At 49.7% G+C, this 16313-nt stretch carries 12 protein-coding genes; 10 read left to right on the top strand and 2 right to left on the bottom strand.

Annotated features, from left to right (window positions below; all coding sequences use genetic code 11):
* Positions 1–365 precede the first annotated feature (365 nt).
* A complete protein-coding gene (locus tag BP71_RS36870; protein WP_496386754.1) occupies positions 366–758 on the top strand; it encodes a response regulator in 393 nt (130 codons plus the stop codon).
* 392 nt (positions 759–1150) lie between these two features.
* Here the strand turns inward: BP71_RS36870 and BP71_RS36865 are convergent, their stop codons facing one another.
* Positions 1151–2734 (bottom strand): sodium:solute symporter family protein, encoded by a 1584-nt coding sequence (locus tag BP71_RS36865; RefSeq protein WP_496386752.1) that lies wholly within the window; start codon positions 2732–2734, stop codon positions 1151–1153.
* A 264-nt stretch (positions 2735–2998) separates the two neighbouring features.
* Here BP71_RS36865 and BP71_RS36860 point away from each other — a divergent pair, with 264 nt between their 5' ends.
* The 9 genes from BP71_RS36860 to BP71_RS36820 all read left to right on the top strand — a co-directional run bounded on the left by BP71_RS36860 (position 2999) and on the right by BP71_RS36820 (position 15727).
* Complete coding sequence (locus BP71_RS36860; protein WP_496386750.1) at positions 2999–4033, top strand: LacI family DNA-binding transcriptional regulator; 1035 nt, start codon at positions 2999–3001, stop codon at positions 4031–4033.
* Between the two features lie 93 nt (positions 4034–4126).
* The gene (locus BP71_RS36855; protein ID WP_496386748.1) at positions 4127–5296 is read left to right on the top strand and encodes an iron-containing alcohol dehydrogenase; all 1170 of its coding nucleotides are present in this window, start codon (positions 4127–4129) and stop codon (positions 5294–5296) included.
* Positions 5280–6203, top strand: coding sequence for a dihydrodipicolinate synthase family protein (locus tag BP71_RS36850; RefSeq protein WP_496386746.1), 924 nt, complete (start codon positions 5280–5282; stop codon positions 6201–6203). Before BP71_RS36855 ends, BP71_RS36850 begins: the two co-directional genes overlap by 17 nt.
* Before the next feature lies 1 nt (position 6204).
* Positions 6205–7248: a 4-hydroxythreonine-4-phosphate dehydrogenase PdxA gene (gene pdxA, locus BP71_RS36845; protein ID WP_496386744.1), complete on the top strand. Its 1044-nt coding sequence runs from the start codon at positions 6205–6207 to the stop codon at positions 7246–7248.
* A 5-nt stretch (positions 7249–7253) separates the two neighbouring features.
* The gene (locus BP71_RS36840; protein ID WP_496386742.1) at positions 7254–8429 is read left to right on the top strand and encodes a four-carbon acid sugar kinase family protein; all 1176 of its coding nucleotides are present in this window, start codon (positions 7254–7256) and stop codon (positions 8427–8429) included.
* A 36-nt stretch (positions 8430–8465) separates the two neighbouring features.
* A complete protein-coding gene (locus tag BP71_RS36835) occupies positions 8466–9785 on the top strand; it encodes a Gfo/Idh/MocA family protein (RefSeq protein ID WP_496386740.1) in 1320 nt (439 codons plus the stop codon).
* A 31-nt stretch (positions 9786–9816) separates the two neighbouring features.
* The gene (locus tag BP71_RS36830; RefSeq protein ID WP_496386738.1) at positions 9817–10821 is read left to right on the top strand and encodes a DUF6807 family protein; all 1005 of its coding nucleotides are present in this window, start codon (positions 9817–9819) and stop codon (positions 10819–10821) included.
* Positions 10822–11031: 210 nt separating this feature from the next.
* Complete coding sequence (locus BP71_RS36825) at positions 11032–14088, top strand: SusC/RagA family TonB-linked outer membrane protein (RefSeq protein WP_496386736.1); 3057 nt, start codon at positions 11032–11034, stop codon at positions 14086–14088.
* A 10-nt stretch (positions 14089–14098) separates the two neighbouring features.
* The gene (locus tag BP71_RS36820; protein WP_496386735.1) at positions 14099–15727 is read left to right on the top strand and encodes a RagB/SusD family nutrient uptake outer membrane protein; all 1629 of its coding nucleotides are present in this window, start codon (positions 14099–14101) and stop codon (positions 15725–15727) included.
* A 36-nt stretch (positions 15728–15763) separates the two neighbouring features.
* On the opposite strand, the gene BP71_RS36815 is transcribed toward BP71_RS36820, so the two are convergent.
* Positions 15764–16309 (bottom strand): MEKHLA domain-containing protein, encoded by a 546-nt coding sequence (locus tag BP71_RS36815; RefSeq protein WP_496386733.1) that lies wholly within the window; start codon positions 16307–16309, stop codon positions 15764–15766.
* Positions 16310–16313: the final 4 nt, after the last annotated feature.

Below are 16313 nucleotides of genomic sequence, written 5' to 3'. Positions count from 1 at the left end.
ACACAAAAAGCATCCCCATAAAGGATGCTTTTTGGCGTTTAAGGGCGCTATTGGCCCAGTGCTCACCTCTTTCCAATGGATCGCCACCCCGGGCCCAACAGAGAAGTTAAGTGGGGACGCCTAGTCGGGGCTGCCTAAGCGGGGCTGCCCAAGCGGGGCTGCCTAAGCCCGGGTCCGTCGATGATAAATTAGTGACCGTTTCGAGGTCTGGCGTAACATAGGGGCCAGAAATGGGGCCTGATCGGCAGTGTGAAATCCAGCGGAGAACGCAATGCTCCTAAATTATAAGCTTGAATCAGATGGCGGGGAAATGGAATATTTTTAAATGTACATTTGTACGGTTAATTAATAGCACATATGAACCCATGGACAAAACAGTATATATCGCCGACGATGATGAAGACGACAGGGAGTTGTTTAAGGCGGCCATTTGCGACTCTGGTGAGAATGTGACCCTCGTTGAATCGAGTAGCGGCGACGAATTGGTGGAAAAAATGAGATCGTCTGACGATCTTTCGGATAGCATCGCTGTTGTGGATATGAATATGCCCAGAATGAACGGACTAGAAACCATCGCGGCGATTAAGTCGGATCCGGATCTTAAAGATGTCCCTGCGGTTTTAATGACAACTAGTTCTTCCACATCACTTGCTGAACAGGCAATAGAGGCTGGCGCCAACCAGTTCGTCACCAAACCGACAAGTTTTCTGGGATTGATCGAAGTTATTAAGAAAATGCTAAAGATTTTTTTTTCTTGACCAGGAGATATTAATCCGGAAATTTGTGATCGCACTGGCCGAAATATAGCCATTTTGGCGTACTGTGAATTCCATTTCGCCTTTGTTCGCCGAATCACGGTTTTTTGCTACGAGGGCTTAGAAGCTAGGATTCTTACGGCAGAGCCAAGTCCTTTTTTTTGCGAAAACCTCTTCGGTGGGGATGCCAGCTTTCTATTGTTTGACGATCGAAACAATGGCACGGGCCACCCCGCTGCGTCCCGGAAAATCTCATGCGTTATTTTTTGAGAAAATGTTGCGAAAGCAAGTGAGGGCGTTGGCAACACTTCTGCCTGCGGCTGAGGCGGAAGCCGGGCAACCAATGTCCATATCTCGAATCTTACGATCCTCTTGTGGTTTGCCAGTGGAAATTATCATTGTTCCAAAACCGTTTTCCCGGTCTGAGCGGAATCTTGTCTTGTCGCTTTGCGCCAGCCTTTGTAAAGCAGCCTTTGATCCAGTACCGGCTTTGGGAAAAATAAACTCGCTACGTAGCCTACGCCGATTACCAGCAAATGGCTGTAAACACCGAGCATGAGTTTGTGGTGGGGGAAATTCCATGCCCCCATGTCCAGGAGCAACTTTTTGTCGGCACCTATGCCGATGGGTGTCGAAGTCAGGAATGCGTAGCCTGTGAAAATCACGCAAGTGACGATCGCAATGTTAATACCCTCATTATTTGCACGTTCACTGAACAGTCCGAGCAGAAATATCCCGACAATTCCTCCCGAGAAAATAGCATACAATGTGAACACAATACCCAGCACACCCTCATCGCCAGCATTAATATAGAGCATTGCAATTCCCATTGAAATCAGCCCGGACAGGATTACTATGAGTTTGGAAGTAAAAAGATATTGTTTATCCGTTTTTCCGGGATTAAGCTTTTTGTAATAATCCTCCACGCCGACAGCTGCCAGTGAATTGAGGTCGGCACTCAGGCTACAAATCGCTGCTGAAATCATCGCCGAAAGGATCAGTCCGACAATCCCGGCCGGAAGTTGGGTCATGATGAAATAAGGAAATACAGCGTCAGCACGGGTGTCATCGGGTAAGGGATTTCCTTTGTAAAACACAAAAAGAGCTGTGCCAATAAACATGAACAATGTCCAGACCGGGACGGTGAGCAATATGCCCAAAAGTGAAGCATTGATGGCAGATTTATCGGTTTTCGCGGTGAGGTAACGCTGTACCACGGTCTGGTCGGTCGCATATTTCTGAATGGCGTAGAACATTCCATTGATGGCCATCACAAGAAAAGTCAATTCAGTGAGATTCCATTCGTACGGACCAAAGCCAGTCCGTCCATTTTCGGAAGCCACACGCCAAACTTCCGCAGGGCCTCCTTCCACGGAAAATAAAAGCACTCCGATGCAGATGATCCCGCTCGCGAAAAGCATAAATCCCTGAAACACGTCCAGCCAGATCACCGCTTCGATCCCGCCCAGCAAATTGACCGTAATAATGATCGCACCCACCAGGAAGATGATCGGCATCGTGTCGACGCCCAGCATTTTTTGCAGCGAAATTGCCAGCAGGAACAGCACAGTACCCATTCCGGAAAACTGCCGCAATACGAATGCGATCGAACTATAATAACGGGCAACTACCCCAAACCGTCTTTCGAAATATTCGTAAGTGCTCAGATTGATCACCTTTCTGAAAAGCGGCACAATAAACCAGATCGCCGCCAGCAGCACGAATGGCACCATTAATCCCTGCACGAGCAAAATCCAGTTCGACGAGTAGCCCGTTCCCGGATAGGCCAGAAAGGTCACGCTGCTGATGAGCGTGGCCAGGAGCGATATGCCCAGTGCCCAGGAAGGGAATTTTCCCTTCGCAAGAAAATAGGTTTGCGTTGTTTTCTGAGTTTTGGAAAAATAGAAGCCGAAACCGATCGTGCCGAGCAGAAAGACAAGGATGATGCAGTAATCCAGGATGTGTAAAGACGAAACCATGGGAGTTTGGTAAGAGGTTAGGAATGGTCAGGTGTGGTTTATGGTGGCGGGGGCTTTGTTACTTGGTATAATTGGCACAAAAATGTAAACGATTACACTACTATCAAAATATTTTACAGAAAAATGTGAGAAAAGTTCCATTGGTATGATCGGTATGGATATAATTTTGGCATAAAATCAATAAATAATTAGACTTTTGTTTTTTATTTTCAAATGGATGTTCTAATATTGTTGCAATCGTTTACATTTTTGTATTATAGTTAAATGGCAGTTCAGAAAGGAGTTAGTCTCAAAGAGGTAGCTGATATAGCCGGCGTTTCCACGGCAACGGTGTCGCGGGTGATTAACTCCAAAACCGTCGTGAAAGGCGAGACTGAGCTGCGTGTGCAAAAAGTGATCAAACAGCTTGGTTACCGGCCGAATAGGGTGGCGCAGCGGCTTCGGGCGACCAATGGAGCCGGTAAATTGATCGGGCTGCTCATCCCGGATATTCAGAACCCTTTTTATGTAGATATTATCCGCGGGATCGAGCAATATGCTTATGCTAAGAACTTTGCGATTGTGATCGGTAACTTTTCGCAGAATGAAGAGCGGCAGAAATTTTACATTGAAATCCTGAAATCCGAGTCGGTGGACGCATTTATTGTGGCGCCGTTTCCGGGGATGAACGATTATGTCAAGGAACTGGCCGAGGAGGGATACGCGGTGGTTTGCATTGATCGCGGCCTGCCGAATATGGACCTAGACGTGGTGAAGGTGGACAATTTCCAGGGCGCATTCAACGCAGTGGAACACTTGATCAAGGTCGGACACCGCAGGATCGCTCATGTTTCAGGTAATTCATTGATTCCCACTACTATGGAGAGGATTGCGGGTTACGAAGCGGCGTTAACAAAGCACGGTATCGAAATCGACCGGGATATTATTATAGGAAGGAATTCGGACCATAAAAGTGGGGTGGAGCTGACTGCTCAGTTGCTGGACATGCCTAACCCGCCGAGCGCGATCTTTACTTCCAATAACTTGCTGACACTGGGAGCATTGGAGACGATTCATAGTCGTGGATTAAAGATTCCCGAGGAAATCGCGATCGTTGGTTTTGATGATATGTATTGGGCCATGTCGCTGAACCCGCCGCTGACCGCTGTGCGTCAATCCGGTTTTGAGATCGGACGGATTACCATAGAGCTCCTGCATCAGCGCATTGCGGACCCTGACCGGCCCTGTGTGAACATTGTTTTGAAGACGGAGCTGATTGTTAGGAACTCGTGTGGATACAAGCTCAAAAACCCATATTGACACAGCAAAATTTTTTGCAACAAAATGTAAACGTTTACATTTTTAGAATTTGAAATATTGTCACTCGAATCGTGCTGCTTATAAATCAGAATAATGAATAGAATTCAAATTTTAAATCCCAACAAAGTCGTTTTCGGCGTGGGGAGTCTGGATCAGTTTCTGGAAGATTTTGTCAAATTATCTTACAAAAAGCTGTTTCTGGTCACCATTCCCGCCATGGAGAAAACGCTTGCGGCAGCGATGATGAAATTGGAGGCGGAAGGCGTGAAGATCCTTGTCAACACTTCCATTCTGGAAGAGCCGACTTTCGATGATTTTGAAAGATTAATGGCCGAAGCACGGGATTTTGCGGCGGATAGCGTAGCCGGGATCGGAGGCGGGAGCGTCATGGATACAGCCAAGCTGGTAGCAGCGCAACTTCATAATAATCAAACCATTGACCAGGTTCTTGCGGGCGGTTTTCAGGAAAAAAGAACTACTTATGTGGCTTGCATTCCAACCACGTCGGGAACCGGCAGTGAAGTGTCACCCAATGCTATTTTTGTCAATTCACAGGGAAATAAGATCGGTGTCATCAGCCCCGAATTGGTGCCCGACGCGGCATACATTGATCCGGCGCTGACTGTCTCGGTGCCGCCCAAAGTGACTGCGGCAACAGGGATTGATGCCCTGGCGCATTGTCTGGAAGCTTACACCAACAAATTCGCGCATCCGATGACCGACCTCGTCGCGCTGGAGGGTGTAAAGCTCATTGGTACATACTTGTTCAGTGCATATTCCGATGGCAACAACGGGGAGGCAAGGGCGAAGGTAGCGCTTGGGAGTATGTACGGCGGCATGTGCCTGGGGCCGGTGAACACGGCGGCGGTTCACGCGCTGGCGTACCCGCTGAGCACGGAATACCACATTCCGCACGGACTTTCGGTGGCGCTTCTGCTGCCTCACGTAATGGAATTTAATCTGGAAGTCGCGCCCGGAAGGTATGCCGCAGTAGCGAGAGCATTGGGTAGCGAGGATACAGGCTCGGATGTTGAAATCGCCAGATCCGGGGTGACGATCATTAAAAAATTAATCAGGGATTGCGGTTTGCCGGCTAGTCTGGCGGAGGTGGATATTCCATTTGGAGCGATCGATAAACTGGCAGCGGGCGCTTTGCCGATCCAGCGGTTGCTGAAAAACAATCCGCGCGAGATTAGTCTCGCCGACGCGCAGAAAATTTATACCGCCGCTTTTAATACGCAGGAATATGAAGAAAAAATTTAGCGGTGTAGTCGTGCCGATGGTCACACCTGTGCATGCGGATATGACCATCGATATAGCTGCTACTGAGAATCTTGTACAGCATTTGGTCAATCATGGCGCTGCTCCGTTTGTGCTTGGAACAACCGGAGAATCTGCCTCCATTGCGCGGGTTGAGAAAAAGAAGCTGGTGCAAGCGAGCGTGCGGGCAGCGGAAGGAAAAAGCGTTGTATACGCCGGTATTTCAGGCAATTCACTGGCTGATTCGATGGAAGATGCGCGGCAATATTTCGATCTGGGCGCGCAGGTTTTCGTGGCGACCATGGCGAGCTATTTTCCCGCCGATGCCGAACAGATACTCCGATATTTTACAAAACTCGCTGATCATGTGCCTGCACCGCTGATCATATACAACATTCCGGGCACGACGCATTTGTCGATCCCCCTCGAAGTGGTCGAACAACTGAGCACGCACCCGAATATCGCCGGTTTCAAAGATTCCGAAAGAAGTACTGAACGGCTGGAAGAATCGGTTTCGCGCTGGAAAGATCGCACGGATTTTTCCTTTCTGACGGGCTGGGCGGCGCAGTCTTTTCGTGCGATGCAGCTGGGTGCGGACGGGATTATTCCAAGTACAGGCAACCTAGCACCAAATATTTACGCACAGATGTGTCATTTAATACAAAAAGGAGACGGGCAAGGTGCCGCTGCGGCACAGCAAAAGGCGGATCGCATTTCGGAGATCTATCAGAAAGACAGGACATTAAGCTATGCACTGCCTGCTTTGAAATCGATGATGGCGGGTTACGGTTTATGCCGTTCTGAGATGCTGCCGCCGATGTTGAAGCTTTCGGCAGCAGAAGAAAAATCCATTCAGAATTTCACGTTGTCGCATTTCGGCGATTTGAACCAGATAAACAGCATTAATTGATATGAGTGATCAGAGACCAATTTTAGGCATTACCATGGGCGATCCGGCGAGTATCGGGCCGGAAGTAGCAGTGAAGGCATTTACGAATGAAAACATTTACGAATCGTGCCGCCCGCTGATTGTCGGCGACGCGCGGGTTATTGCGGATGCTATTGATTTTTGTGGTCTGGATTTGAAGGTGAATGCGGTAAAATCGGTGCGCGAGGCGGAGTTTCAGTTTGGCCAGATTGATGTATATGACCTTGAAAATGTCGATTTATCTCAACTCAAAAAAGGGGAAATGTCGGCCATGGCGGGCGACGTCGCATTCAGAACGGTGGTCGAAACGATCAATCTGGCGATGAAAGGGGAGATCGATGGCACCGTCACCGGTCCGATTAACAAGGAATCGATCCACCTGGCCGGACATGAATTTGGAGGACATACCGAGATTTACGCGCACTATACCGGCACCAAAAAGTACGCGATGCTACTGGTAGAGAATGACTTGCGGGTGATTCACGTTTCTACGCACGTATCGTTGCGGCAAGCTTGCGATCTGGTCAAAAAAGACCGGATCTTGGATACCATAGAATTGATGCAGCAAGCGTGCCTGCAACTCGGAATACCCAAACCGCGCATTGCCGTTTCGGGCCTGAACCCGCATGCAGGCGACGGAGGGATTTTTGGATGGGAAGAAAAAACAGAGATCATTCCTGCGATCGAGGAAGCGGTAAGCAGAGGTTATGATGTTACCGGCCCGATTCCCGGCGATACCCTTTTTCCCAAAGCGATCGGTGGCAAGTACGACGGCTGCGTGGTGATGTACCACGATCAGGGGCACATTCCATTTAAGATGGTAGGATTTACCTGGGACGATAAAACGCAGAAAATGAACAGCGTAAAAGGGGTTAACATTACGCTCGGCCTGCCTATTATCCGCACTTCGGTTGACCATGGAACGGCCATGGAAATCGCCGGGAGAGGCATTGCCAGTCCGGATGCGATGCTGCTGGCGATCGATTACGCCGTCAGACTTTTTAAGAACAAGGTTCAGACTTATTAGTATTTATGATAGCAGTAATTGCAGATGATTTCACAGGTGCTGCCGAAATAGGAGGCGTTGGGTTACGAAACGGGTTGAATGTAATGATCGATACAAAAGTGCACGCCGGTGTAAGTGCGGACATCCTGATCATCGCCACCGACACCCGTTCGCATACTCCTGAGCAGGCTGCCGCGGAGGTTGAAAAAACGACCCGGGAGTTGCTGGCACTGCGACCTGATTTTATCTACAAAAAAATGGATTCCATTCTGCGGGGAAATGTGGCGGAAGAGCTGCTGGCGCAAATGCGCGAGTCAGGGAAAAAACGTGCACTGCTTATTCCGGCGAATCCGGTTTTGAAACGTACGATCGAAAATGGTATTTACTACTATAATGGGGTTCCGTTAAATGAGTTCAGTTTTACAAATGGGTCGGTCAAAAAACGGACTTCATCCAATGTATTGGAGCTGCTTGGTGATAAAGTGCGGGGGCAAACATCGGTTGTTTCCACAAATGAAAATTTGCCTGAAAACGGACTTGCAATTGGTAACACGGCTACCGCTGAGGACCTGGATCTCTGGACTGAAAAAATAGACGAGAAAACCGTCGCAGCGGGCGGATCGGGGTTCTTTGATGCAATTTTGAGAAATCTGACCCGTGGTCGCAAAGCAAACAGCGAGCCGGTTCAGCTGGGCAAAAAGGTATTATATGTGTGCGGCAGCGCATTTGACAAAAGTCGTTCGCTCGTTAAAATGGCCAAAAAAGCAGGTCAGGCAGTAATCTATATGCCGGAGCAGATTTTTGGCTCGAAAGAAGAGACGGAAACATTGTACGAGGAGTGGCAGGCGGACATTATCAGTGCGCTGGCGGCGAGAGACAAGGTGATCATCGCTGTGGATGAGCTGCATGGTGAAAACATCGAAAATCTTCCGGCCAGGATCAGGGAGATGATTGCGGATGTGATTGAAAGTATTTTGAAAAAAACCAAAATAGACGAGCTGATCATCGAAGGCGGTTCTACTTCATTTTCGATCATTCAACGGCTAGCCTACACGCGGTTTTACCCGACGCACGAGCTGGGGCCGGGGTCCATCAGAATGCAGATTGAAGAAGAAAAGGACATGTTTCTAACCCTGAAACCCGGTAGTTACGCCTGGCCGGAGTCGATCTGGGAATACACACTTGACCATCATTTCGAATAAACTACGCATTCATATTTCTTTCTTAAATCCGACCAGATGAAAAACGATGTAGACCAACCGACGCCTCCGGACCTCACCCGGCGCACATTTATCAAATCGGCAGGGCTCGGCATGATCGCCGCGCCGTATATAGCCAAAAGTTCTTGGGCGCAAACGCCGCCCAGCGACCAGATCCGGCACGCGATCATCGGTACAGGCAGCATGGGCCGAAACCATGTGAAGACGTTCAACAATATAAAAGGCTGCGAGCTGGTGGCACTTTGCGACGTAGACCCGGCCCAGCTGGCGAAAGCGACCAAAGGCCTGCCCAATGCCGGCAAGATCAAGACATACGGCGATTTCCGCGAATTGCTGAAAGACAAAAACATTGATTCGGTGTCCATAGCCTCACCCGACCACTGGCACACGCCGATCGCATTGTGGGCAATGATGGCCGGGAAACATGTGTATGTGGAAAAGCCTTGCAGCCATAACATCAAAGAGACCAATCTGTTGGTGAAAGCGGCGAAGCATTTCAACAAATGCGTGCAGCACGGCACGCAACGACGCAGCAACGGCGCGCACATGGAAGGCATGAAGCAGCTGCAAAACGGCATTATCGGAAAGGTACATACCATCAAAGCCATTGATCATCAACACCGTGAGGCGATTGGCCGCGCGCAGGCGGAATCTGTTCCCGAAGGCGTGAATTACGACCTCTGGCTGGGCGCCGCGCCCAAAGTGCCCTTCACCAAAAATCGCTGGCATTACAACTGGCGCTGGTTTTGGGAATATGGAAACGGCGACGCAGCCAATGACGGCGTACACCAGATCGACGTGGCCGTTTGGGCTTTGGGAGACAGGTATCCGAAGCGGATCGTCTCCTCCGGCGGACAGTATTTTTACAACGACGACCATCAGACGCCCGACACGCAAACGACGATTTTCGAATACGACGACACGCAGATCATCTGGGAAATGCGTCTTTGGACACCCTATAATCTCGAAGGCCACGACAATGGAAATGTGGCTTACGGTACCGATGGCAAAATGGAGTTTGGCCGCGCCGGAGTGGTGGTCACAAAAGGTAAGGAGCAGATCAAGATCGAGTCGCCGAATGAGGTGGAGCCGATCATGCCCAACTTCCTGACTGCCGTGCGCGAAAACAATCCTGCGAAACTCAATTCACCCATCGAAAAAGGTGCAATCGCTACTAATATGGCACTTTTGGCTAACATCGCCACCCGAATGGGAGCGTCTTCACTGGAATACGACCCGATCAAAGTTTCGATTAAATCGCCGGGATTCGATGCGAAAGCGAATGCGTTGCTGGGGCGCGAATACAGAAAAGGCTATGAACTTCCCTGGAAAGGTTAATCCGAATTTTACTCACTAAACTCTGACGCTCATGAATAAAAACTCAACCCGATCTGCTTTTTTACAGCCATTTGCACTTGCATTTTCACTGACCATTTGTCTCACGATATCCGCCGGCGAGCAGCTTTTTGCTCAAAAAACGAAGAAAACGTCCGCTCAGCCGGTGGTTGCTTTTGAACAAAAACCAGGCGAGCTCACGATCACCATCGGCGGAAAACCATTTGCCAGCTATGTGTATGAGGACCCGAAAATAAGCAGACCGTATTTTGCGCATGTCAAGTCATCCTGCGGGATTCAGGTGACACGCAATTATCCGCCGCAGGAAGGCGACCCCAAAGACCATGCTACATTCCATCCCGGCATCTGGCTCAGTTTCGGGGACATTAACGGAAATGATTACTGGCGCCTGAAATCGAGAGTAGAGCATGAAATGTTCGTGGAGCAGCCCAAAGGCGGCCCGGGCAGCGGCTCATTTACGGTCAGGAATTACTACATGACGGCCGATGGAAAGGACAGGGTTTTGGCAGAATTGGTAAAATACACGATCCTGATCAGACCTTCGGGTACGCTGCTTTTGACCAACAGCACATTTTCCTCAGAAACCACCGACCTCGCCTTTGGCGACCAGGAGGAAATGGGGCTAGGTGTAAGGGTTAATACAAAATTCACGGTCCAGTATGGCAAAGGGCACATTACCAATGCGGAGGGCTTGAAAGAAGGTGCGGGCACCTGGGGAAAAGCCTCGAAATGGGTGGATTACAGTGGTGTGATCGAGGATAAGACCGTGGGCGTCACCATTATGCCCGATCCCGGAAATTTCCGTCCAAGCTGGTTCCACACGCGCGATTATGGTTTGATGGCGGCCAATGCATTTGGAAGGGAAGCGATGAAACAAGGCGAAAAAAGTGCCATTCCCGTGAAAAAAGGCGAGAAGTTTGAGCTCGGCTACGGCGTGCTGATCTACTGCAAGTCCAAGGGGCAAAAGGCTGATATCGAAAGCGCGTACCAGGACTATCTGCAAGTGCTGAAAGACTGATTTTCAGTATACAGAAAGAATTTTAATAACGTACATTCTGCTTTGCTCTAAGTGCACTTTCTCCCGATCGGAAAAAGTGCACACGGAGATCCTATATTCAAATTTTGCGGTTTTCCCGGCTCTGCGATCTCCTACATCGCAGCTTGGGAAAGCTACTGCTCGATTTGATTTGCACTATAACATGAAAATTTATTTTTAAATCAATAAATTATGCAAAAGTGTTACAATGACCTGATTGCATCAGCAACAAAAACAGGTACTCACCTGCTTCTGGCTTTGCTGTTGAATGCCGCTTTTGTCGTGCTTGCGCAGGCACAAAGTAAAACGATAACCGGCCGGGTAACTTCCCTGGACGGTGCGTTGCCGGGCGTCAATGTACTTGAAAAAGGAACCAACAATGCAGCGATCACCAACAGCAGCGGGCAATATTCCATTAAGGTAGCATCCGAGGCTGTACTGGTTTTCAGTTATGTCGGTTTTATGAGCGAAAGCATCGATGTGACCGGAAAATTCGAGGTGAATGTGGAGCTGAAAGACGATGTGAAAGCGCTTGGCGAAGTGGTGGTGGTCGGTTATGGCGCACAGGAAAAGAAAACGGTCACCGGTTCGATCGTGACGGTGCAGGGCAAGACGCTGGAACAGAATCCGGCTGTGAATTTGTCCAATTCGTTCGCTGGTCGACTGCCTGGTTTGCAGGCACTCAACCGGTCTGGCGAGCCCGGCAGTGACGTGGCACAGCTGCTGATCCGCGGAAAAAGTACATTAGGCTCCACCGCGCCGCTCATCGTCATCGACGGCGTGCCGGGACGTGAAGGATTTGACCAGATCGATCCGCGTGACGTCGAAAGCATTTCGATTTTGAAGGATGCGTCGGCTTCCATTTATGGCGCCCGGGCCGCGAACGGTGTCATTATTATCACAACCAAGCGAGGCGCTTCGGGCAAGCCTTCCATCAATTACAGTTTCAACCAGGGATTCACCACGCCGACGCGCATTCCGGATTATGCCGATTCCGAAACGTTAGCCCGTTTTCAGAACGACCAGTTAAAGGCGCAGGGACAAGCGCCAAGGTACACCGACGATCAGATCCGGAAATTCCGTGACGGTTCGGACCCTTTGAACTATCCCAATACCGACTGGACTAAATCGACCCTCAAAAAGGTGAGTACGCAGAGCCGGCACAGCTTGTCGGTACGCGGCGGAACAGATGCGGTGAAGTATTTTGTGTCGGGTAACTATTCTAACCAGGAAGGTATTTTCAAAAACGGCCTGAATAACTACAATGTACTCGGCGGGCGCTCGAACATCGATGCGACAATCACCAAAGACCTGAAAATATCGCTCGATCTTTCATTTCAGGAGCAAAACCGGACATTTCCCGGAATCACAGCGTCGGATATTATCAAAGCGATGTGGCGCAATTACCCTTATCTCGTTGATTTTTATCCAAATGGTTTGCCAGGCGACGGTGTGGAAAGGGGAGATAATCCGGCCGTGATGGCATCCGATAAAGCCGGTTACAGAAAAAGTAAAGCCAATCTTTATCAGACCCGGCTTTCATTTGACCTGAATATCCCGCAGGTAGCGGGGCTGGGCGTGGACGGTTTTGTCGCGTTCGATAAAAACGGCGAGCATATCAAGGAGTTTAACAAGCCTTACACCGTCTATTCCTATAACCCAACCACGAATGTTTACGCCGCCAATGCCGCCCGCTTTTATGCCCAGGCGCAGCTCACCGAACGCTATAACTACCTGTCGAACCTGATCGGTCACTTCAAGCTGAAATATGTGAGGGGATTTGGCGACCATAAGATCAATTCGTTTGTGGCGATGGAGTTCGCGGAGAACCGGAGCAATTACTTTTCTGCCCAAAGAAGAAATTACATTTCGACGGCGATCGATCAGATCTATGCTGGCGGCGAGGCAAACCAGGTAACGGATGGCAGCGCGAACGAATTCACCCGTAAAAATTTCTTCGGCAGGATCAACTACGACTACAAAGGGAAATACCTGGTGGACATCAACATGCGCTACGACGGCTCTTCTGCATTTCCGAGAGACAGGCGCTGGGGATTGTTTCCGGGCGTATCCGTCGGCTGGGTGGCGTCCAACGAGGCGTTCCTGAAAAACGACGTGATGAACTTCCTGAAATTCCGTTTTTCGTGGGGCAAAATGGGTAATGATGCCATTGATCCCTTTCAGTATTTATCGACTTACAGTTTTACAAACGGGTACTTTCTGGGTGATGGAAAAGTGCTGAACAAAGGTTTGACACAAAATGTAGCACCTAACCCGAACATTACCTGGGAGGTGGCGAAAACGACGAACGTTGGTTTGAATGCGGAATTCTGGAACGGTTTGCTGGGCATTACGCTGGATATTTTCAAAACCAGAAGAAGCAATATCCTCACCGCCCGCGATGCTTCCATTCCTATTTATACAGGATTGAAATTGCCGCTGGAAAACATTGGAGTGATTGAAAACAAAGGTTTTGAAATTGAGCTTTCGCACCGCAAGGCGATCGGTAACCTCAATTACAGTATTCGCCCCAACATGTCGTTCGCCCGCAACAAGGTAATCGACATCGACGAACCCGAAAACGTGCCTGCCTGGCAGCGACGCACCGGCTACAACATCAATAGCGGCCTGTATTTGATCCCGCTCGGTATTTACCGCACCCAGGATGCGATCGACAATTCCCCGCATGTCCCCAACACGGTAATCAACGACCTGCAATACAAGGATGTGAACGAAGACGGCAAGATCGATAACCTCGACCGTGTGCGCCTGGATAAATCGAGCACGCCGGAGATCATTTTCGGAACGCAAATGGCGCTCGGTTACAAAAATTTCGACCTGGGCATTCTCTTGCAGGGACAAACCCGCGCCTGGCGGTATTACTGGTTCCCGCAGGGTTTGTTTGGCAATGTGATGCAGGAAATGGCCGACAACCGCCCCAGCGCTGACAATCCTGACTCGAAATATCCCAACCTGACCTACGACGCGGCTCAGGTAAGTGCGCAAACGTCGGAGTTCTGGCTAAAAGACGCTTCATTCATCCGATTGAAAAACGTGGAAATCGGTTACGCGCTGCCATCCGGATTTTTGAAAAAAGTGGGCATCAGCGGAGCCAGAATGTATGTCAACGGATTTAACCTCATCACATTGGATAAACTGAAATGGTTTGATCCTGAGGGTGATGCAGATCGGGGCTCTTTTTATCCGCAGAACAAAATCTTCAATGTCGGTTTTAACATAACCCTTTAAAAACAAGGCTATGAAAAACATACGAACTTTTAAACTGACGCGCCTGCTGGCTGCCGTAATGTTGTCCGTGCTGTCGTCCTGCAACGATTTTCTCGAAAAAGAACCGTTGAATGCCGTGTCCGACCTGGTGGTTTGGAACGATGTACCGCTGGTAGAGGCATTCGTAAACGAAACATATGCTACCATGCGCACAGGCTGGCCTAATCACAGCTCGCTGAGCGTCACCTCCGACGAATCTTTCGCACGGGAAAGGGACGGCGCGCACCTGATCCAGAGGGGGCAAATCACACCTTCGAACCTCGGGCACCTCAACTGGACCTGGGGACATTATTATGCCATTATTACCAAAGCGAATATTTTCTTCGACAAACTGCAAGGCGAAAACCTGGAACTACTGAAAGCCGCCGACGAGAAGAAAGTGAACCGGATGATCGGGGAGATGAAGTTTTTGCGTGCGTTTTCCTATTTCAGGCTGGCTGCGCTTTTCGGCGGAGTGCCGCTGATAGACAAGGTATTTGGTCTGGATGATGATTTTGGCGTAAAAAGAAGCGCTTACGACGAGATTACGACATTCGTGGTAAAAGAACTGGACGAAGCGGCCGCATTGCTCCCGCTCACACACGAGGCGCCCAACAAAGGCCGGGTGACGAAAGGGGCCTGTATGGCTATCAAATCCCGCGCATTGCTCTACGCGGCAAGTCCGCTGAACAATCCTTCCAACGACAAAGCCAAATGGCAGGCGGCAGCGGATGCAGCCAAGGCGGTGATCGACCTGAAAATGTATTCGCTTTATCCGGAATACAGCAAAGTCTTCACGGTGCCATTCAACAGCGAAATGATCTGGGAAAAAGTGATGAACAATGATGTATTGCGCCAGGAAACCATTGAACGGTATTTCTTCCCGAATGGCAGCGGCGGTCACGCGGTGACGGTACCCACGCATGAGCAGGCCATGACTTATGAAACCAAAAATGGTCTGCTACCCAGGGACGACGCAAGTTTCAAGCTGGAAAAATTCTGGGAGAACCGTGACCCGCGCTTTTACGAAACGATATTGTACGATGGCGCGCCCTGGAAAGGCCGGCAGATCGAGGTATTTCTGCCGAAAGGCGCGGATTCCAACCAGGGAAATGAAGGCTGGAATGCGAGTTACACGGGTTATTATACCCGAAAATTTGTGAATGAGGCGATAAATGGCCCCGGCAGCACCAATTCATCGAGTCCCAACTGGCCTTACGCACGTTATGCCGAAATACTGCTGAACTACGCAGAGGCACTTTACCACGTCGGCGACGAAGCGGGTGCGAAACAATATGTGAACCAGGTAAGATCCAGGGAAAATGTAAAAATGCCCGCCGTCACGGACGCAGGCCCGAAATTGCTCGAACGCATTCAGAACGAACGCCGCGTGGAGCTTTACCTCGAAGAACACCGCTTTTTCGATATGAGAAGATGGAAACTGACCGTACCTGCAAACACTTCCCTCCAGAAGATGAACGTGGAGCTGACTGGCGGAACGAAACGCTACTTCTTCACGCCGGTGATCCAGTTCGCAGTGCCCGCACACACCTACCGGCTTCCGATCCCGCAGGATGAGATCAATAAAAGTGCCATATTAGAACAAAATCCGGGTTACTGATCCCAAGCCCGCTTGAATGCACCGACCTGATTCCCGTCACGGGGACTGGGTCGGTAAACTTTTTTCCGGTTGCCGCGAAGGTGTTGCATGGCTCAAAACTTTTCCCGTGGCAGCCTGGTACCATTCAGGTCGTTTGTCCTTATCTGTCCAAAATAGGGCCGCCTGTCCCAACACTTCGTCGTTTATGCCCCGTACTTGCCATACAATACCCTCATAAATAGTAAAACTATTCCCATGCTTGTCCACCCTGGGCCCGGAGTAATTATATACGATACCGTCTCTGAGGACGACCTGTAACATACGTTGCCGCTCCTGTCTGTCCTGTTCCGATGCACTTAACCGCGAAGGGACTTCAAGTATTTCTGCGGGTGTATATTTAAAGGAAGATAGCGCATGATGATTGGCATAGATAAAATGCGGGTCTGCTTCGGTATTATGGGCCAGTATCCCATATGGAGCTTCCTCGTGAAGCCATCGATGGATGTCGGGGATTCCAGGAGGGCCGTAAAGGCGACCTCCGGATAATTTATAAAAGCTGGCGTCGATTTGCCGGAGCAAATTTTCGTGTTGCGCAAATGTCATAGTG

It is taken from the genome of Dyadobacter ginsengisoli DSM 21015 (assembly GCF_059568735.1).
This window is presented reverse-complemented; position numbering and strand designations above follow the sequence as displayed.